17 protein-coding genes are annotated in these 19,814 nt (G+C 69.4%); 14 read left to right on the forward strand and 3 right to left on the reverse strand.

Annotated features, from left to right (window positions below; all coding sequences use genetic code 11):
* Positions 1–10: 10 nt before the first annotated feature.
* The 6 genes from R5W23_RS08545 to R5W23_RS08570 all read left to right on the forward strand — a co-directional run bounded on the left by R5W23_RS08545 (position 11) and on the right by R5W23_RS08570 (position 8,649).
* Positions 11–1,051 (forward strand): ligase-associated DNA damage response exonuclease, encoded by a 1,041-nt coding sequence (locus R5W23_RS08545; RefSeq protein ID WP_320685969.1) that lies wholly within the window; start codon positions 11–13, stop codon positions 1,049–1,051.
* The gene (locus tag R5W23_RS08550; protein ID WP_320685970.1) at positions 1,048–2,796 is read left to right on the forward strand and encodes an ATP-dependent DNA ligase; all 1,749 of its coding nucleotides are present in this window, start codon (positions 1,048–1,050) and stop codon (positions 2,794–2,796) included. Before R5W23_RS08545 ends, R5W23_RS08550 begins: the two co-directional genes overlap by 4 nt.
* Positions 2,793–5,342, forward strand: coding sequence for a ligase-associated DNA damage response DEXH box helicase (locus R5W23_RS08555; protein ID WP_320685971.1), 2,550 nt, complete (start codon positions 2,793–2,795; stop codon positions 5,340–5,342). The genes R5W23_RS08550 and R5W23_RS08555 overlap by 4 nt, the downstream gene beginning before the upstream one ends.
* The gene (gene pdeM, locus R5W23_RS08560; protein WP_320685972.1) at positions 5,339–5,974 is read left to right on the forward strand and encodes a ligase-associated DNA damage response endonuclease PdeM; all 636 of its coding nucleotides are present in this window, start codon (positions 5,339–5,341) and stop codon (positions 5,972–5,974) included. The genes R5W23_RS08555 and pdeM overlap by 4 nt, the downstream gene beginning before the upstream one ends.
* 76 nt (positions 5,975–6,050) lie before the next feature.
* A complete protein-coding gene (gene treZ / locus R5W23_RS08565; protein ID WP_320685973.1) occupies positions 6,051–7,877 on the forward strand; it encodes a malto-oligosyltrehalose trehalohydrolase in 1,827 nt (608 codons plus the stop codon).
* 388 nt (positions 7,878–8,265) lie between these two features.
* Positions 8,266–8,649, forward strand: a complete 384-nt coding sequence (locus R5W23_RS08570) for a response regulator (protein WP_320685974.1) — start codon at positions 8,266–8,268, stop codon at positions 8,647–8,649.
* A 64-nt stretch (positions 8,650–8,713) separates the two neighbouring features.
* Here R5W23_RS08570 and fhcD read toward each other — a convergent pair whose 3' ends face one another.
* Positions 8,714–9,661 (reverse strand): formylmethanofuran--tetrahydromethanopterin N-formyltransferase, encoded by a 948-nt coding sequence (gene fhcD / locus R5W23_RS08575; RefSeq protein WP_320685975.1) that lies wholly within the window; start codon positions 9,659–9,661, stop codon positions 8,714–8,716.
* A gap of 328 nt (positions 9,662–9,989) precedes the next feature.
* The gene (locus R5W23_RS08580; protein ID WP_320685976.1) at positions 9,990–10,709 is read right to left on the reverse strand and encodes a heavy-metal-associated domain-containing protein; all 720 of its coding nucleotides are present in this window, start codon (positions 10,707–10,709) and stop codon (positions 9,990–9,992) included.
* Positions 10,710–10,885: 176 nt separating this feature from the next.
* Between R5W23_RS08580 and R5W23_RS08585 the strand changes: the two genes are divergently transcribed.
* The 3 genes from R5W23_RS08585 to R5W23_RS08595 all read left to right on the forward strand — a co-directional run bounded on the left by R5W23_RS08585 (position 10,886) and on the right by R5W23_RS08595 (position 14,676).
* Entirely contained in the window at positions 10,886–11,707 is an 822-nt protein-coding gene (locus R5W23_RS08585) for a SirB1 family protein (protein ID WP_320685977.1), read from the forward strand.
* Between the two features lie 296 nt (positions 11,708–12,003).
* Entirely contained in the window at positions 12,004–12,504 is a 501-nt protein-coding gene (locus R5W23_RS08590) for a hypothetical protein (protein ID WP_320685978.1), read from the forward strand.
* Between the two features lie 144 nt (positions 12,505–12,648).
* A complete protein-coding gene (locus tag R5W23_RS08595; protein ID WP_320685979.1) occupies positions 12,649–14,676 on the forward strand; it encodes an RNA polymerase sigma factor in 2,028 nt (675 codons plus the stop codon).
* 149 nt (positions 14,677–14,825) lie between these two features.
* Here R5W23_RS08595 and R5W23_RS08600 read toward each other — a convergent pair whose 3' ends face one another.
* Positions 14,826–15,539 carry a DUF4058 family protein gene (locus R5W23_RS08600; RefSeq protein WP_320685980.1) on the reverse strand — a complete coding sequence of 238 codons (714 nt, stop codon included), beginning with the start codon at positions 15,537–15,539 and terminating at the stop codon, positions 14,826–14,828.
* A 113-nt stretch (positions 15,540–15,652) separates the two neighbouring features.
* On the opposite strand from R5W23_RS08600, the gene R5W23_RS08605 reads away from it, so the two are divergent.
* The 5 genes from R5W23_RS08605 (at position 15,653) to R5W23_RS08625 (ending at position 19,787) form a co-directional block, all read left to right on the forward strand.
* Positions 15,653–16,294 (forward strand): sigma-70 family RNA polymerase sigma factor, encoded by a 642-nt coding sequence (locus R5W23_RS08605; RefSeq protein WP_320685981.1) that lies wholly within the window; start codon positions 15,653–15,655, stop codon positions 16,292–16,294.
* A complete protein-coding gene (locus R5W23_RS08610; protein ID WP_320685982.1) occupies positions 16,284–16,856 on the forward strand; it encodes a hypothetical protein in 573 nt (190 codons plus the stop codon). Before R5W23_RS08605 ends, R5W23_RS08610 begins: the two co-directional genes overlap by 11 nt.
* Positions 16,856–17,314 carry a hypothetical protein gene (locus R5W23_RS08615; protein ID WP_320685983.1) on the forward strand — a complete coding sequence of 153 codons (459 nt, stop codon included), beginning with the start codon at positions 16,856–16,858 and terminating at the stop codon, positions 17,312–17,314. The genes R5W23_RS08610 and R5W23_RS08615 overlap by 1 nt, the downstream gene beginning before the upstream one ends.
* Positions 17,315–17,332: 18 nt before the next feature.
* Positions 17,333–17,809 (forward strand): hypothetical protein, encoded by a 477-nt coding sequence (locus R5W23_RS08620; protein WP_320685984.1) that lies wholly within the window; start codon positions 17,333–17,335, stop codon positions 17,807–17,809.
* Between the two features lie 256 nt (positions 17,810–18,065).
* Entirely contained in the window at positions 18,066–19,787 is a 1,722-nt protein-coding gene (locus tag R5W23_RS08625) for a serine/threonine-protein kinase (protein WP_320685985.1), read from the forward strand.
* The last annotated feature ends 27 nt before the right edge of the window (positions 19,788–19,814 follow it).

Below are 19,814 nucleotides of genomic sequence, written 5' to 3' on the forward strand. Positions count from 1 at the left end.
GAGCGGGTCGGTGTCTGAAGCCCTCATTTCACTCACCGACGACGGGTTGTACTGCCCGGCCGGCGACTTCCACATTGACCCGTGGAACCCGGTGCCGCGGGCGGTGGTCACCCACGCCCACGCCGACCACGCCCGCTGGGGATGCGGTCGCTATTTGGCTGCCGAGTCCGGCGCGCACCTGCTCCACACCCGGCTGGGCGCCGCGGCGGACATTGCGACCGTACCCTATGGCCAGCCGACCGAGCACAATGGGGTTCAGGTCTCTTTTCACCCCGCCGGGCACGTTCTCGGTTCGGCACAGGTGCGGGTGGAGTACCGCGGCGAGGTGTGGGTCGTCACCGGCGACTACAAACTCGACCTGGACCCGACCTGTCAGCCGTTCGAGCCGGTCCGTTGCCACACGTTCATCACCGAATCGACGTTCGGCCTCCCCATTTACCGCTGGGAAACCCCTGATGTGCTGTTCGGCGGTGTGAACGCCTGGTGGGCGGCGAACAAAGCGGCCGGCAAGTGCAGCATCGTGTACGCATACGCGCTCGGGAAGTCACAACGGGTCATGGCCGGTGTCGATCCGTCCATCGGCCCGATCTACACGCACGGAGCGGTCGAGAAGGTGACCCGCGCGTACCGCGAGAGTGGGGTGTTGCTCCCGCCCACGACGCCGGTGAGCGAAGTGCCCGCCGGGCGGGGGAAAGCGAAGCCGTGGGCCGGCGCGCTGGTACTCGCGCCGCCGTCGGCGGCCGGTTCGCCCTGGGCGCGGAAGTTCGAGCCCGCGTCCGAGGCGGTGGCGAGCGGATGGGCGCGGGTCCGCGGGGCGCGGCGGCGTAAGGCCGTGGACCGCGGGTTCGTGCTGTCCGACCACGCCGACTGGCCAGGGCTCCTGACGGCGGTGCGCGAGTCCGGCGCGTCCCGGGTTCTGGCGACGCACGGGTTCGCGGCCGAGCTGGCTCGTTACTTGCGCGAGGGCGGGCTCGACGCCGGGGTGATCGCCACGCGCTACGGCGACGAGGAAGAGGGTAGCGATTCGGGTAAGCAGGAGGTGGAAGGGTGAAAGCGTTCGCCGACCTGTACGCCGCGCTGGACGGGACCACCCGCACCGCCGAGAAGACCGCGGCGATGGCCCGCTACTTCGCCGCCGCGCCGCCGGCCGATGCCGCGTGGGCTGTCTACTTCCTTAGCGGTCGCAAGCCGCGGCAGGCGGTTCCATCGAAGCGGCTGCGGCTGTGGGCGCGGGAACTCGCCGGCGTGCCCGAGTGGCTGTTCGACGACTGTTACCACCACGTCGGCGACGTGGCCGAAACGATCGCGCTGTTACTGCCGCCTGCCGCCGCCGCAAGCACCCGACCGCTGGCCGATTGGGTCGAGGACCGGCTGCTGCCGCTCCGCGCGATGGACGAACCGGACCAGCGCGCCGCGGCAGTGGCAGCATGGGGCGAGTTGGACGAGCGGCAGCGGTTCGTGTGGAACAAGCTCATCACCGGCGAGTTCCGCGTCGGGGTGTCGCAACTGCTGGTGGTGCGGGCGCTGGCGCAGGTGAGCGGATTGCCGACCGACACCGTGTCGCACCGGCTCATGGGCGCGTGGGAACCGACGCCCGCCTTCTACACCGCCCTGGTGGCGCCCGACTCGGGCGATGCCGACGTGAGCCGCCCGTACCCGTTCTTCCTCGCGCACCCGCTCGAAGGCGAGCCGGCCGCGCTCGGTTCGCCGGACGAGTGGCAGGCCGAGTGGAAGTGGGACGGCATCCGCGCGCAGGTGGTGCGCCGCGGGGGCCGATCGTTCGTGTGGTCCCGGGGTGAGGAACTGGTCACCGACCGTTACCCCGAACTGGCGGCGCTCGCCGCGGCGCTGCCGGACGGCACCGTGATCGACGGCGAAATCCTGCCGTGGAAGAGGCAGCAGGGGGTCGCGGGGAAACCCGCGGGGGGTTCCCCCGAACGCAAGCAGGAGGGGGTCGCGGGGGAACCCGCGGGGGGTTCCCCCGAACGCAAGCAGGAGGGGGTCGCGGGGGAACCCGCGGGGGGTTCCCCCGAATTCGGAGGTACAGTGCTCCCGTTCGGCGAGCTGCAAAAGCGCATCGGCCGCAAGACGCTCTCGAAGAAGCTGCTTGAAGACGTGCCGGCGGTGCTGATGGCCTACGACCTCGTGGAGGAGGCCGGGGCGGATCTGCGCGAGCGCCCGCTCTCGGAGCGCCGCGCGCGGCTGGAGGCGCTCGCGGCCCGCGCCCCGCACCCGGCGTTGCGGCTGTCCCCGCGGCTGGCGTTCGACTCGTGGGAATCGCTCGCGGTCGAACGGCAGGGGAGCCGGGCGCGGGGCGTCGAGGGGATGATGCTGAAGCGCCGCGCGGCCCCGTACCGGGTGGGGCGAGTGCGCGGCGACTGGTGGAAGTGGAAGGTCGAGCCGTTCGCGGTGGACGCGGTGCTCATCTACGCCCAGTCCGGGCACGGCAAGCGGAGCGGCCTCTACACCGACTACACGTTCGGCGTGTGGGACGGCGGGGCGCTGGTGCCGTTCGCCAAGGCCTACAGCGGGCTGACCGACGCCGAGATCCGCAAGGTAGACGCGTTCATCCGCGCCAACACGTTGGAGAAGTTCGGCCCGGTCCGCACGGTCAAGCCGGAACTCGTTTTCGAGCTGGGGTTCGAGGGCATTCAGGCGTCGTCGCGGCACAAGAGCGGCGTGGCGGTGCGGTTCCCGCGGATGCTCCGCTGGCGGACGGACAAGAAGCCGGAAGAGGCGGACACGCTCGACCGCGTCAAGGGTCTGCTGAACGTGTCGCCGGAGGGCGGGGCGTGAGAGGCATCCCGAAGCCGCCCCGCACCAAGCCGCCGAAGCCGCGCCCGATCGACCCGGCGGAGGTGGTGCCGCCGGACGAGTGGTTCGCGCGCCGCGGGTGGGAACCCTTCCCGTTTCAACAAGAGACCTGGGCGGCGTACCGCGCCGGCGCGAGCGGACTGGTTCACGCCTCCACCGGCACCGGCAAAACGTACGCGGCGTACTTCGGCCCACTGCTCGAAGCGGTGAGCGAGCCCCCCGCGGTAGCTCCTCCGCCGGTCCGCGTGCTGTGGGTTACGCCGCTCCGTGCGCTGTCGGCCGACACCGCGCTGGCGCTCGAGGCGCCGCTCCGCCCGCTGGGGCTGAACTGGGATGTCGGGACGCGCACCGGCGACACACCGGCCGCGGCCCGCGCGCGGCAGCAGAAGCGGCTCCCCACGGTGCTCGTCACCACACCCGAGAGCCTGTCGCTCTTACTCACCTACCCAGACGCGCGGGAGAAGTTCGCGGGCCTGCGGTGCGTCGTGTGCGACGAGTGGCACGAGCTGTTCGGCTCGAAGCGCGGGGTGCTCACCGAACTCGCGCTCGCCCGTCTCCGCACGTTCTGCCCGCACCTGCGGACCTGGGGGCTATCGGCCACGCTCGGTAACCTGGGCGACGCGCTCGCGGCGCTGGTCGGAGGGGATCCCACCTCACAAGACGGCAGAGAACCTGCTAGGGGCTCTTCTTTACAAACGGATCGCGGCCGGGTGATCCGCGGGCACGTGCCGAAGCCGATCACCATCGACGCAATCCTGCCGCCGCGGGTGGAGCGGTTCCCGTGGGCCGGGCACCTCGGGCTGTCCCTCCTGCCGCAAGTGCTCGCGGCCATCGAGGAGGGCAAGACGGCGCTGCTGTTCACCAACACCCGCGGGCAGTGCGAGCAGTGGTATCAGGCGCTGCTGGACGCCCGCCCCGAGTGGGCCGGGCAGGTGGCGCTGCACCACGGCTCGCTCGACCGGAAGGCGCGCGACTGGGTGGAGGACGGGCTCCGCGCCGGGACGCTGCGGTGCGTGGTCTGTACTAGCACGCTCGATCTCGGCGTGGACTTCGCCCCGGTCGAACGGGTGCTCCAGGTAGGAAGCCCGAAGGGCGTCGCGCGGCTGTTGCAGCGGGCCGGGCGGAGCGGGCACCGGCCGGGCGAGACCAGCCGCGTCACCTGCGTCCCGACGCACGCGTTCGAGCTAGTTGAGGTGTCCGCGGCGCGGGCCGCCGCAGCCGAGGGGCGGATCGAAGGCCGGTTCCCGATCGACAAGCCGCTCGACGTGCTGGCGCAGCACTGCGTCGGTTCGGCACTGGCCGGCGGGTTCCGGGCCGACGAACTACTGGCGGAGGTGAGGACGGCCCACACGTACCGTGCCCTGTCGGGCATGGAATGGACGTGGGTGCTCGACTTCGTCACCCGCGGCGGCGAGGCGCTGAAGGCGTACCCGGACTACCGCCGCGTCGAGGTGCGCGACGGCGTGTACGGCGTGCCGGACGCGAAGGTCGCCCGCCGGCACCGGCAGTCGGTCGGCGTCATCACGTCCGAAGCAGTGGTGCTGGTGCGGTTCCTCCGCGGCGCGAAGTTGGGGACTGTGGACGAGTCGTTCGCCGCCCGGCTCAAGGCCGGCGACCGGTTCACCTTCGCCGGGCGCACACTGGAGTTCGTCAAACTGTACGAGATGACGGTGTGGGTGCGGCTGGCGAAAACGGACGCCGACACAAAGCTCCGCTGGTCCGGGTCACGCCTGCCGCTGTCCGGCGAGTTGTCGGCGTCGGTGCGGGCCAAGCTGGACGAGGCGGCTCGCGGGCTGTTCGCTGACGCCGAAATGCAGGCGGTGCGGCCGGTGCTGGAAGTGCAAGCCCGGTGGTCGCGGGTGCCCGCCGCGGGCGAGGTGCTCGCGGAGCGGCTCAACACCCGCGATGGGCACCACCTGTTCCTGTACCCGTTCGAGGGGCGGCTCGTCAACGAGGGCGTGGCGGCGCTACTGGCGTACCGGCTGTCGCGCCGCCGGCCGCAGACGTTCACCCTGGCGTGCAACGACTACGGCCTCGAACTGGTGTCGTCCGACCCGCTCGACCTCGGCGCGGACGCGCTCAAGGAGTTGCTCACCCCCGACCGATTGACGGACGATGTGCTGGCGTCGCTGAACGCCGCCGAGCTGGCGAAGCGGCAGTTCCGCGAGGTGGCCCGCGTCGCCGGGCTGGTGAACCCCGGGCTGCCGCATGCGGGCCGCACCGCCAAGCAGCTCCAGGCGTCCAGCGGGCTGTTCTACGACGTGTTCCGCGAGCACGACCCGTCGAACCTGCTCCTGTGGCAGGCCCGGCGCGAGGTGCTCGACCGCCAGTTCGAGGTGACGCGGCTGCGCGCCGCGCTCGACCGCATCGCCGCCGGCCACATCGTCGTGACCGACCCGCCGCGCCCAACGCCGTTCGCGTTCCCGCTCCTGGTCGAGCGGATGCGTGCGGCGGTGTCGTCGGAAACGCTGGCCGACCGGGTGGGGAAGCTGGCCGCGGCGCTGGAGCGGAAGGCGGGGCCGGAATGACCGCAGAGGTCGAAATCGCCGGCGAGCGGCTGGTCCTGCGCCCGGACCGGTCTCTGTTCTGGCCCCGAACGAAAGCGCTGGTGATTGCCGACCCGCATTTCGGCAAGGCAGAAGCGTTCCGCGCCGCGGGGGTGCCGGTGCCGGGCGATTCCGCCGCACCGCTCACCCGCCTGGGTGCCGCGCTCGACGACACCGCGGCCGAGCACCTATTCGTTCTGGGGGACTTCTGGCACGCGCGCGAGGGGCGCACCGCCCATGTGGTCGAGGGGCTGACTGCGTGGCGCAATGAACGGCCGGGCCTGCTGGTGCGGCTGGTGCGCGGGAACCACGACCGCGCTGGCCCGCCGCCGGACGGGTGGGGCGACTGGTCGAATGACCTCCGCGTCGAGCCGTTCGTGTTCGCCCACTTCCCGGAACCGGCCGACGGCGGGTACGTGCTGGCCGGGCACCTTCACCCGGGCGTTGTGTTGGGCCGGGAGCGGTTGCGGCTGCCGTGCTTCTGGTTCGGGCCGCGGGTCGGGGTGCTGCCGGCGTTCGGCGCGTTCACCGGGGCCGCGAACGTGCCGATCCGGCGCGGCGACCGGGCGTTCGCCGTCGCCGGGACCGCGGTGGTGGACGTGTCGCGGCCCTGATGTTGCTGTCTTGACTGCGGGTTCTGCCGAAGTAAACGGAACGCCGTGGGTCGAGAGCGCGACACGGAGAGGCGACATGGGAGCAGCGGAGATCCGGCGGTGCGGCGCGGTCACCCAACCCGACGGGGCCGTGACGTGGCGGGTGTGGGCGCCAAAGGCGGACCGCGTCGAACTGGTGCTGATCGACGGCGACCGCCGGCGCCACGTGGCCATGAGCCCGGAAGAGGACGGCTACTTCGTTCACACCGGTGCGGGCGTGCCGGACGGGCAGCGGTACGCGTACCGGCTCAACGGAGGGCCGGAGCGCCCGGACCCGTGCTCGCGCTGGCAGCCGGACGGCGTCCACCGGCCGTCGGCGGTCGTGTTCCCGGGCCGCTTCCCGTGGACCGACCGCAACTGGCGCGGCGTCAGCCGTGAAGACCTAGTCTTCTACGAGCTACACGTCGGCACGTTCACGCCCGAGGGCACGTTCGACGCGGTAATTCCCCGGCTCCCAGAGTTGCGCGACCTGGGCGTGACCGCGATCGAGGTCATGCCGGTGGCTCAGTTCCCGGGCGCGCGGAACTGGGGGTACGACGGGGTCCACCTGTTCGCCCCGCAGGACACTTACGGCGGCCCCGACGCCATGCGCCGGCTGGTGGACGCGTGCCACGCGCACGGCCTCGCGGTGGTCCTCGACGTGGTGTACAACCACCTCGGGCCGGAGGGCAACTACGCGGGCGAGTTCGGCCCGTACTACTCGGACCGCTACCGCACCGCGTGGGGCGCGGCGCTCAACTACGACGGGCCGGGGTCCGACGGGGTCCGCGACTTCGTGCTGGACAACGTCCGGCACTGGGCCGAAGAGTACCACCTCGACGGGCTGCGCCTGGACGCCACCCAGAGCATCTTCGACATCAGCCCCGTCCACATCCTCACCGAGATCAAGCGCGAAGCGGACCGGGCCGCGGCGCCGCTCGGCCGGCCGTTCCACGTGATCGCCGAGAGCCTGCTCAACGACGTGCGCATCGTCCTCCCGCCGGACCGCGGCGGGTTCGGCCTCGACGCCGAGTGGAACGAGGACTTCCACCACGCGGTGGTCGCGTTCCTGACCGGCGAGCGGCACGGCAAGTACGTCGACTTCGGCCCGGCCGCCGACCTGCCGCGGGTGCTGGAGCGCACGTACCTGCTGGACGGGCGGTACAGCCGGCACCGCGGGCGGCGGTGGGGCGCGGCGGCCGGGGACGTGCCCGGGGACCGGTTCGTGGTCGGCGTGCAGAACCACGACCACGTCGGCAACCGGGCGCGGGGCGAGCGGCTGGCGGCGCTGGCCGGGCCGCCGGTGCAGCGGCTCGCGGCCAGCCTGATGCTACTGTCCCCGCACCTGCCGTTCCTGTTCATGGGCGAGGAATACGGGGAGACGAACCCGTTCCTGTTCTTCTGCTCGTTCGGCGACCGTGGACTAATCGAGGGGGTGCGCCAGGGGCGGCGACGCGACTACGCACTGGCGGGCGAGGTGCCGGACCCGCAGGCCACGCTGTCGTTCACAGCGTCGCGGCTGAGTTGGTCCTGGCCGGACGGATCGCCGCGGGCCGGGCTGCGCCGGTTGTACCGCGACCTGCTCGCCGCCCGCCGCCAGTGGCCGGCGCTCAAGGACTTCGTGAACCGCCGGGCTCGGCTGCTGCCCGATCCGACCGAAGGACCGGTGCTGGAACTCGTCCGCGGGACCGACCTGGGGTCGGCGCTGCGCGCGTACTTCAACCTGTCCGCGGCCCCACAGCCGCTACCGGACGGACTGCCCGCAGGGGCACAGTTGCTCCACAGCTCGGAGTGGAATACCTACGGCGGGCCGCGCGCGGAAGGCGACACCCGCCTGGAACTATACCCCCACGAATGCCTGGTGTTCGGTTCGGCATCGGTTTAGGCGCCACGCCTCTGTATGCTGGCCGCTGCCGCGAAGCCATCGGTGCGCCCGGTCACGCCGGTGCCCGACGCTCAGCAGAAGCGAGCGAGCGTCTCGGATGCTGCGTCCCAGGGCCAGCCTTTTTCGAACCCGGCGGGACACCGCACCGTGCATACAATTTGTGTGCCCCCCCACGAGCGGCGTGCGGTGCGACGTTTGCTAATTAGCCCGTTGTCCGGTGTGCCCGGAACGGACGGTGAAGGTCCTCCTCCGCTGCCGGGTCTCGGTACCGCTTGTTGTGCCTCGCTGCGAGAAATCCGGTCGTTCGAGAGCGTATGAGGCATACGGTACGGCCGGCTATGGACACTTGCACACGTCGGTTTCCGTTCGCACCCGTGGAAGGTCACCAATGACTACGCCGGGGCTGATCCTAGTGATCGACGACGAGGCGATCGTTCGAAACGTCCTCGCCAAGTTAGCGGAGCACCTGGGGTATCGCGTGACCACGGCGAGCAGCGGGGCCGAGGCGGTGGAGATGTGTCAAAAAGAAACCCCAACGGCGGTGATACTGGACGTGCGAATGCCCGAGCTGGACGGCCCCGCAACTCTTGATGCGCTTCGGCACACGAACCCCGACCTGCCGTGCGTCTTCGTCAGCGGTAACCCGAGCCCGTACACGGTGGAGGAGTTGCTCGCCCGAGGCAAGACCGCGTTCGTCAACAAGCCGGCCGCGCTGAGTCAGCTCGAGGCCGCGTTCGCTCGGGTGATTCCCGCGGGCGAAGGCAGGCGCTGACGGCACCGCACCCGCTTTCGGCCGTGCTTGGAACCTGAAACGGTCCGACCCGGCCCCAACGCGACTACGCCGGCTGCTTTTCGGGGTGCAGATAAATGAAGCTCTTCCCAAGCCGCCCGCCGTAGTTGCCCGCCGAGATCGTGAGCAGGTCGGGCACGCCCTTCGCCGCCGCGATCGCGGTCTGCGTCGCCTTCACAATGGTCGGCAGGTCGGCGCCGTTGATAATGATTTCCTGCACACTCGCGACCCCTTCGGGCAGTCGCGACGCGACGCCTTCTTTCCCGCGCAGGGTGGGGCAGTACTCAGCGTACGTGCTGGCGATCGAAAACTTGTATTTGCTCCCGGCCTTACTGCCGCTCGATGCGACCCCGCCCGGGAACGGCAGAATCACTCCCGGAACCTCACTCGCCGCCGCAGCAGCCTTCGTTGCGGCGTCGAGCGCGGCGTCGGCGGTCGCGCCGAAGAACCACAGGTTCCCGCCCATCAGCCCGTCGGCGAACCCGCAGCGCCGCTCAATCACGAACTCGCCGCTGAGGATCGGCACCACCCAGCACCGGCGCCCGTACCGCTCCGCGGTGAACTGGTGCCCGTCGCCGAAGTACGCCACCTTCCGCCCCAGCGGGAACCACTTCGCACCGGGCTTCGGCGGCTGCTGACTCGCGTACCAGCTCCCGTCCGCCGGCAAAACGTTGAACGCGGCGGTGGTGGGACAGGTCATCACGTTCTGCGCCACCCGCACAAGCACCGATCGTTCCAGACGCGCTTCACGATCCTTATGGAACCGGGGGACGTGAAACTGAACGATCGCCCCGGGCCGCTGGTCCGGCGTTTCGGACGCCTCGACGTAGCGATCCAAACCCGCTTCGCAGTCACAAAGAATGGTACTGCTGGCGTTACCGGTGGCGGCACTCACGGCGTGGTCGAGCCAGTACCGGTCACGAGCCGTGACGAGAACGCTGGCGTAAATGCTCCGAAAGGCCTCGGCATAAGTGTCGTCCACGGTCGCGGGCATACGGCGGCTCCGTAAATGGTTTCGCCCTATTGTGGACGATGACGGTGAAGTGGGTCAACCAGGATGCAAAATCAGCCCATATGCGCGCTTTAAAAGCACACTACCACCACTAATGCACAAAATGCGCGCACTTGAGAGGAAACCTCTGGCAGTTGAGAAAAATGCTCTACACCGAATTTACTTAGAAATGAAGTAGTTGCGACATCCTCATGCAATCGGCGTCGGTTTTGGCACGCGACTCGCATTTGAATAAAACGGCGAGAGCCAAAAACAACCGCACGGCTAACTGGTAGAGGGAGAGGCTGCCAGTTAGTCGTGCGGTTCTATTTTACAGCAACCAGAACAGCATCGCGACGGCCATACCGACCATCAGCACGTCCTCGACCAGCGTTACCGCAGACATCGGCAGGTTAAACACAGTTCCCAGACAGGCACAGCGAATCTTACGTCGCGCCGCAAGCGCCTTGACCACCCCCACCGTGCTAACTCCCATCACGACAAGCGTCACAACGTTCGTGGCGAGTGGTGCGAAGTGCCCGAGGTACGCGATGCCCATGCCCAGCTCGATGAACGGGTACACGTACCCGTAGCCGTACCACTTCTCCGCCACCACGTCGTAGCCGGCGTAGGCGTCGGCGAACGCTCGAAGGTTGAGCAGCTTAAAAAACGAAAACACCAGGAAGAAACCCGCCATGAACCGACCCATCGCGCGCATCGGGTCGAACGCCCCCGCGGCCAGTTCCGTCACCGCAACCCCGACCAGCAGGTAGGAGAGGATCAGCAGGAGCGGAAAGTACGACGTCGGCTTCTCGACCGGCGGTGCCGGTTGGGCGGCAACCATCTCGCCGAGAACGTGGTAACCCGCCGGCCGCAGAAGCGCGCCGAGGCGTTCTGCGGTGATCCCGTCGCCTTCGACGGTCAGCACCGTTTGCGGGCCGGACGTGTCGGCGTCCCATTTACGAACGTCCGGGGCGGCATCCAGGAGCGGGCGCACCTTCGCCACGCACGCCCCGCAATGGAGATCGGTTCTGTATCGTTGAACGAGCATCGGCGAACCTCCGAGCGGACAAATCCGTCCTATTTGATGCTACCGCCTGTCGCCGGGGTTCCAAACTTGGGCGCCGCAAAGATTTCGTGGCGTTCCGTTGAAGTTGTGCCCGGGAATTGGTTACCGGGTTCCGGCTCATCTTCACCGGTGCGTTGCGGCGTGGTTAAAATGCCCCCATGAAACTCTCAACCACTCTTGAGGCACTTTCCGTTGATCCGAGTGCCGAGACCGACCTGGCCCGCATCGCCCTTCTCATCGCGCGCGACGCGTACAGCAGCATGAAGCCCCGCGCCTACCTGCGCCGGATCGACCGCCTCGCAGAACAGTTGCGCCCGCGTCTGAAGGGGTCGCTGGCCGCCCGCACCGCGGAACTGTCCACGTTCCTGTTTGAAGAGTGCGGGTTCGCGGGAAACACAGAGGACTACTACGACCCGCGGAACAGCTACCTCAATAAGGTGCTCGACCGACAGGTGGGGCTCCCCATCGCGCTGTCGGTGCTGGCGATGGCGGTGGGCCAGCGTGCGGGGCTGGACGTGGTCGGCGTGGGACTCCCCGGGCACTTCATCGTTAAGGCCGTGGACGGCAACGAAGAGGTCCTGTTCGACCCGTTCAACGGCGGACAGTTCCTCGACATCGAAGGGTGCGAGGAACTCGTGGGGGGCGTGACCGGTCGGCCGTTCGAGGCGACCCCCGAGGCGCTGGCGGCGACGCCGCCGGGCGCGATCGTGGCGCGGATGCTTCAGAACCTGAAGACCGCGTACCTCGCGGAGCGCGACTACCGCCGCGGCGCACGGGTCACCCGCCGGCTCACGCAACTGATCCCCGCGGACGCGAGCCAGCAGCGCGACCTGGGGGTGCTGCTGGTGCAGGCGGAGCAGTTCGGCCGCGCGGTGGACCCGCTCCGGGCGTACCTCCGCGCCGAGCCCGGGGCAGAAGACGCCGCGGACGTGCGGAAGTTCCTCGACCGCGCCTTGAACGAAGTGGCGCGATGGAATTAGTTGAGTCGCCCGGTCGTGAAGCGTACAGCGTTCCAGAGCCGGCCTTATCACTTGCGACCTGACGGCTTGAAAGGCCGAATCCATTCAGGCCGCGTGTTCATCCCGATGCTTGCAATCGAGTTCAGCCGGCTGCACAATCACGGACGGCAGGAGACCGAACTCAACCGACCGTGGCCGTACAGCCGCCGCCCCCCCGGGCGGCGGCCGAACTCGATCGCAGCCCCGCTCACTTCGGCAGGGGCCGCGGTCACCCGGCGCCGAGTAATCTGACAATGCCCCCGATCAAGAAGGCACCTATGTCGCGCTTCAAAGCGATTACCGTTGCCATTTATTTATTAATAAGCCAAACGGATAACATTTCAAATGCTGGTTCGATGGAGCTAGCGGCCAAGCCGCTGACGGCCGCGCAGCAGGTGCAAGTCCGTCGCGCGGTCTACGACAAGGGTCCGACGTACACGCGGCCCGACGAGGGGCCGTTTCAGGGCAAACGGATTCTGACACTGCCGCCGGACTTGGTCGCGTGTTACCAGGCCAACCCCGTTGAGACGCTACGGCTGCTCACCGAAGTCGTGCGGGGCGGCGCCCCGAAAGACGCGGTCTTGGCGGCAGCCTATGGTGAAGCGCTCGCGGGCGACCCAGTGGTGGCGGCGCTGGTCACGAGTTTGCCGCTCGAGTACATCGACCGGCCCGGCCCGGATGCTCCGCGGTCCGCGCGCCCGCGGCTCATGGAATCGGCACAAAAACACTTGAGCGAAGCGGAAAAGCGAGAAAAAGGCAGATCGAACAAGAAAGATTGATCCAGTTTCCGCCCGCGGCAAGCGTGCGGCTTTGAGCGGCCCCGCGGACGGAACAGGTGTTTCGTGCTCTCGCGCACTTTCGCGCGACGCGCCGGTCCCCTCCGCACACTATTCCGGTGAGCAACCACCCCGGAGGGCCGAACCGTGCCCCGTTCTGCCGTCGCGCTGGCCCGCCTCACGCTGTCCCAGGAAGTCCCGAACACGGACGCCCAGCTCCTGAGCGCGTTCATCTCGTCGCGCGCCGACGATCCGTTCGCGGAGTTGGTGCGCCGGCACGGGCCGATGGTGCTCGCGGTATGTCGGCGGGTGCTGTCCGACCCGCACGACGCGGAGGACGCGTTCCAGGCGACGTTCCTGGTGCTGGCCCGCAAGGCGGGTAGCGTGCGCGGGTCCAACGTCGCCGGATGGCTGTACGGGGTCGCCGTGCGGACCGCCCGCGGGGTGCGACTCACACGCGACCGGCGCGAGCGACGCGCCGACCCGGATCGGAAGCGGGATCACACGAGCCCGGCCCCGGCGCCCGACGACACACTCGCGGTCGCCGAGCAGGCCGCGATCGTCGACGAGGAACTCGCGCGGCTCCCGGAGTTATACCGCGTGGCGGTGGTGCTGTGCGAGTTACGGGGGCTGTCGCGGCGCGAGGCCGCAACGGAACTCGGCGTACCAGAGGGCACCGTCTCCAGCCGGCTCGCCGCCGCGAAGCGCAAGCTCGCGTCACGACTCGCCGCCCGCGGGGTTGCGCCTTCGGTCGCGCTCGCGGTGCTGACCTCCGGGGCGATGACCGTTTCAGCCGAACTCGTCCGGGTAACGACGGTCGCGGTAAGCGGCGCCGCCGGCGGAACCGTGGGTGCGGCGGCGGCAGTGGTCCTGAAAGCCATGCTGTTCGATCAGTTGCGGGCCGGCGCGGTCGCGGGAGCGGTGTGCCTCGCGCTCGCGTGCGGCGGGCTGGCGATGACCGGTTCGGCGGACGCGCCGGCCGCGAGCGGGAACGCGACCGCACCAGCGCCGCGCCCCGTTGACGATCCGATGGCGAAGCTGATCGCGCAGTTGGGCAGTGAAAGCTTTGCCGAACGGGAGGCCGCCGAGGAGAAGCTGAAAGAACTCGGCGCCCCGGCTAAGTCCGCCTTACTCGTGGGGCTGAAGTCGGACAACCCCGAGATCGCGCGGCGGTGCGCCGCCGTCCTGCCCGCGCTCCGCCGGGCCGACTGGCAGCGCGCCACGGCCGCGTTCGCCGCGAACCCGGACACGTTCAAACACCCGGTCTGGACGAGGCTCAAGGACATCACCGGCGACGGCCCGGACGCCCGCGCCATCTTCGCCGAGCTCTTGGCCAACGAACGGTCGTTCGTGGCAATAATCGAAGCGATCGAGAACGCGAACGCGGCCGAGCGGTTGCACCGGACGGCCCACGCGCGACTGGCTCGGGATCTCAAGGACTGGTACGCCGCCGAATCCAAGCGGAGCCCGGTGACCGCGCTCACGCAGTGGTCGCCGGAACGGGGCACGTACCCCGCGATGCTCCTGTTGGGCACGTTCCCTGGCACTGAGGCGGTGCCTGCGCAACGCGTGCGGCTCGATGCACCACGGGATGAACACACCGCATGGCACGCTTGCTGGGCCGGGCTCGGTGCCGAGCATCGGCCCACACCTGGCGCGCTGGGGCGACCGCCGGCCGCCCTCCAGCGGCTGTTTGTGGCGTGGCTCGGGGCGCGCGAGAACCCGGACGCCGCCGTTTCCGGGTTCTCGACGCTCCTCATGCTCGACTGCCGGGAAGGAGCGGCCCTGGCCCGTGCCGTTGCGGCCGATACCAAGCGGACCGAGCGTGCGCGCGGTTGGGCGCTGCTGTACCTCGCGCAGGGCGGAACCGCGGCCGACACCGCCGCAGCGGTGGCCGCGTTCGGCGACACGCGCGAGTTCGCCTCGTCGCACGAACGCACCTTGCAGATGCGGGACATCGCCACCGCCGTCGCGCTCAAACTGAACGGCGAGGAGCCGGCCGACTGGGGTTTCTCCGTCAGGCGCGGGGCCGCCGCGCTCAAGAGCGTCGGGCCGCACCAACTGGGCTTCGCGAGCAACTTCGTCCGCGACCCGCTGCTGAAGGCCGCGCAGGCGAAGGTGACCGAACTGACCGCACCCCTTCGCACCGCACCGGCACCCCGGGCGAAGCCGTAGCCGGGTTCTGAGTGTGGCCCGCTCGCTCCGCGTATCAAATTAGCCACACCCGGCACCCTGCACGTCATCGCACCCGCTCGCGGAGCGAGCGGGCCACACTCAAAACCAGAACCTTACCAACCAACGAGGCTCGGGCACGACCGGGGCACTCACCCGAGCCGGCGGCGGGCGCACGCGGCGGTGTACGTCGCTTCGAGGTCGATCGGCACGCACAGTTCGGCGTTCAGGGCGAGCGGCAGCGTCGGCAGCTTGCCGCCGACCGCGAGCGCGTGGGGCCACGCCTGGATCACGTCCGCTCCGTCACGAACGAGCGGCCGGTACGCCACCGCGTAGAGGTCGGTTCCGTGCGGCAGGTCGGCATCCGCGGCCCGGCCCAGCACCTCGAAAATCAGCGTGTGCAGGTTACCGGTTCGGTTCGTGACCACATCGACCACGATCAGCGCGACCCCTTGCGCGAGGTAACCGGCACACTTAGCGGCGAAGGCGCGGCGGTGGGTATCGCGGTCCTTATTTGCAGGGCTGACCAGTTCGATTGCGGCGACAAGACGGGCATCGCCCTCGCCGCCGTACACGCGCACCTCGAACTCGTCCGGGAAGGCCGCGGGCACAACGACGGGCGGTTCCGGCGGTGCGTAGGTCCGCGTTGCGACTGTGCCGTTCCGGGCGACGGTTTCACCGTCGGCGAACGTCGCAACGTCGATCTCGACGCGCGCCCCGGCGTGCGCCTGTTCCTCGGCAAAATAACCGTCCGGCAGCAGTTGCTCGTTGAGCGCGTCCGCGATCGCGCCGGCCCAGGTGACGTGAAACGATTCCCAGTGGCGCCGCGGGTACAGCGGCGGGTGGAAGTGATCCAGGAGTGGCACGCGTAACTCTCCCGCGGTCGGTTCGCCTGCCATCAGCCTACCAGAGCACCCTCGGACGTGTCGTTCCCGGATTCCGCGTAATTCGTGAGCCCGAATGGTTGTAAAATAGCGACATGTGGCCCAACCGCGAAGAAACCGACCGCCTCCTCAGCGAGGCCCGCACCGGCGCACCGGGCGCGGTCGACAAGCTCCTCGGCGAGTTCCGCGACCCGCTGCGCCAGGTCGTCGGCCTGCGCCTCGACCCGGCCGTCGCGCGCCGCGTGGACGCCTCCGACATCGTTCAGGACGTGCTGATCGAGGCCAACCAGCGGCTCACCGAGTACCTGAAAAAGCCCGACATGCCGTTCCACCTGTGGCTGCGGCACCTCGCGCAGGACCGCATCATCGACACGCACCGCCGGCACCGGCTGGCGCAGCGCCGCAGCGTGGACCGCGAGCAGCCGATCGCCCGCCCGGCGTGGGACGACGGGTCGAGCGCCTCACTGGTCGCGCAACTGATCGACACCGAGCGCACCCCCACGTCGGAAGCGATCCGGCTGGAGCTCCAGCGCCGGCTCGCGACCGCGATCGACAAGCTCTCAGAGGACGACCGCGAGATCGTGCTGATGCGGCACCACGAGGCGCTGTCGAACCAGGAGGTGGCGCACGCGCTGCAGTTGACCGAGGCCGCGGCGTCGATGCGGTACTTGCGGGCGCTGCGGCGGTTGCGCACGGTGCTCGTGCCGGACGGACAGGAGCGGCCCGATGACGTCTGATGCCGGCGCCGCGGGGCGCGCGTACCCGTACTGGTCGGGCTGGCACATGGTCGGCTGCTCGGTGCTGTTCTTCGGGCTCTTCGGCACGTTCGCGGTGTCGCTGTTCCCGGCCGGGTACGACCGCGTCCGCACCGGCGACCTGCCGACCGGCGTCGCGATGATGGTGTTCGGCGTGTTCGGCGCGCCCACGCTCGGGATGGCGTTCTGGTCGCTGGTCACGGGCGTGCGCAACACGTTCCGCCCGCCGCTGCTGCGGCTCACCGCCGACGCGCTGGTGCTCCCGGCCGAAGCCCGCGGCGAGCCGCCGCGGGGTGAGCACGGCGAGCTGCTGTCGCAAGAGCCGCCGCAGCCCGAAGCGGTGCCACTGAACGCGATCCGGACGGTCGCGACGAACGGGGGCGGGCACAAGCGCGGGCTGGAGGTGGTTCACGCCCTCAGCGCCCAACCCCTCCGCATCGAGGCGCACATGATGTGTGCCGGCGACTTCAACGACCTCGTCGCCCGGTTGCAAACCGCCGTGCCGACGGCATTCGCACCCGCCCCGACTCGACCGGGGGGCTGATGGCGCCGTTCGACCTCGACACCGCCGCACGGTTCGGCACAGGCCCCGCCCGCCTGGTGTCGCTCGCCTTGATGATGACGACCCGCGACGGGGCCGATCGGCTCACGTTCGACCCCTCGCGCCGGTCCGGGGCCGGGAGCAGCACCGTCGAGTGCCGCATCGGCGGCGACTGGTACAGCCTGGTACCGCCACCCGATACGGTCCTGCCAAAGTTGACGCGCCTGCTGCGCGAGCTGGCCGGCGGATCGGACGGACGGTTCACCGCGCGTCTCGGCGGGCACGAGTTCGCCGTCCGCGTGGAGATCGTGCCGGTGCCACACCCGCCGTCGTCCGTCCTGGAGTGCTCGACCCTGGAACTCCCGGTTCTGCCGGAGCTGTCCGGGCGGGCAAATGAACTGCTCGACTCGCACTTTGATGAAAACGGCTCTGTGTATTTTGACGATTCCGAATTCGCCTGACTGCCTCGTGAGGTTCCCGTGCTGGCTTATGAATCCGTCGATCAGCTTCTCGGCGAATCGGACGTTAAGCGCTTCCTGCACGTCGTGATCTTGAACGCAATCCGCGACAAGGCGACGCAGCTCGAGGTGCGGTTCGGGGAAGAGGGCGGGCTGCTGTACTACCGCGTGGACGGCCGCGACTGGGAGCTGTCGGCGCCACCGGACGAGGTGTACCCGCTGCTCAAAGAGGCGGTGCGCGAGGCGTCCGTGCTGGTGTCGCCCGAGCGGCCGGAGCTGACGGTCATCGCGGGCATCCCGGGGGCGCGGTACGAGCCGCTCGAAGCCGGGTGGCTCACGTACCAGATCGGCGGCCGGTGGATCGACCTCGCGGTGCGCATCGACCCCCGGGAGCCCTACGGCTTCATCCGGTTCGACATCGACGACGCGACCGAGTTCGCGGACGACGCGGCCGAGGCGCTCGCGGACTACGCGGCCCGCCTCGGGGAAGACGAGTAAAGGCAGAAGGCGTTTTTACCGCAGAGGGCACGAGAGGGCGCAGAGAGAGAAACAAGAGTGAGGAAAGCTCAGCTCGCTTATTTTTCTCTCTGTGCCCTCTCGTGCCCTCTGCGGTGAACACTCTTTAGGCGTTTTTTTACCGCAGAGGGCACGAGAGGGCACAGAGAGAAAGACAAGCGAGGGGCACCTCAACTCTCTGTTCGTTCTCTCTGCGCCCTCTCGTGCCCTCTGCGGTGAACACTCTTTATTTTGAGCTATGGCGCACGATCACGACGAGCAGTTGGCGTTGCTCATCGACCGGCTCGCGTTCGAGCAGCGGGCCGGGCGCACCGCGGACGTGGATTCCGCGGCCCGCGAGCACCCGGAACTGGCGGACGAGCTGCGCGCGCTGTGGGCGGTGGCGCAGTTCGCGCACCTGGCCCGCCCGGCCGAGCCGGCCCCGCACGCGGTCACCCTGCCCTACCCCGACTCGCGGACGCCCACGGACCGGGCCGAGCACGGGTCCGCGGCGCTGCCCCGCGACTTCGGCGACTTCGAGCTGCTCGAAGAGGTGGGGCGCGGGGGCATGGGGGTCGTGTACCGCGCCCGGCAGAAGAGCCTCAACCGCGTCGTCGCGCTCAAGCTGGTCCGCGAAGCGCACCTCGCGACCGACGCCGACCGCGCGCGGTTCCGCACCGAGGCCGAGTCCGCGGCGCGGCTCAAGCACCCCAACATCGTGACCGTGTACGACGTGGGCACGGCCGGCGGGCAGGCGTACCTGTGCATGGAGTTCGTCGACGGCCCGACGCTCGCGGAGAAGGTCCGCACCGGCGGCCCGCTCCCGCCGCGCGCCGCCGCCGCGCTGGTCGCCGTGATCGCCCGGGCGGTCGAGCACGCGCACGCCGCGGGCATCCTGCACCGCGACCTGAAGCCGAGCAACATCCTGCTCGGGGGCGCGGAGCGGAAAGCCGACCCGCTGCCGCTTTCGGGTTCCGATTCCGCGCTCCGCGCCACGGCCTCGGCGCTCCAGCCGAAGGTGTCCGATTTCGGCCTCGCGAAGCAGATCGACCGATCGGAGGGCATCACCAAAACCGGCCTCGTGGTCGGGACGCCGAGCTACATGGCGCCCGAACAGGCCGCGCGGCGCAAGGACCTCACACCGACCGCCGACGTGTACGCGCTCGGCGCCATCCTGTACGAGTTGCTCACGGGGCGCCCGCCGTTCCAGGCCGCCCACCCCGTTGACACACTGCTCCTCGTCATGGAGCAAGAGCCGGTGCCGCCGCGGCACCTCAACGCGACCGTCGACCGCGAACTGGAGCTCATCTGCCTGAAGTGCCTCCAGAAGCCCGCCGAGATGCGGTACCCGTCGGCCGCCGCGCTGGCGACGGACCTCGAAGCCTACGCGGCCGGGCAGCCGGTCGCGGCGGCGCCCAGCGGGCTGCGGTTCTTCATGGCGCGGCTGTTCCGCGAGACGCACCACGCCGACGTGCTCGAGAACTGGGGCAAGCTGTGGATCTTCCACAGCGTCATGATCTTCCTGCTGTGCTTGCTCACGCAGGTGCTGGCCTGGGCCGGCTACAAGGACCACGTGTGGTACATGGGGTTCTGGTCGGTCGGGCTGGTGACGTGGGGGGCAATTCTGTGGCAGTTGCGCAAGGCCGCCGGGCCGGTGCTGTTCGTCGAGCGGCAGATCGCGCACGCGTGGGCCGCCGGCGTATGCGCCAGCATCGCGATGTTCTGGATCGAGTGGCTGGCGCAGCTCCCGGCGCTGACGCTGTCGCCGGCGGTCGCGGTCGCGGCCGGGATGGTGATGATGTTCAAGGCGGGCATCCTGTCGGGACGGTTCTACGGCTGGGCCGCGCTGAACTTCGGCGCGTCGATCGTGATGCCACTGGTTCCGCAAGTGAGCATTCTGCTGTTCGGGGCGGTGTCGGCGCTGTCGTTCTTCGTCCCGGGGTTGAAGTACTATCGCCAGAGGAAGGCGAGGATCGCGTAGGCGCCCCGGCCGAACGGCCGGAGGCGC

Origin of the sequence: Gemmata algarum, assembly GCF_034097035.1 — a bacterium.
GTDB lineage: Bacteria > Planctomycetota > Planctomycetia > Gemmatales > Gemmataceae > Gemmata > Gemmata algarum.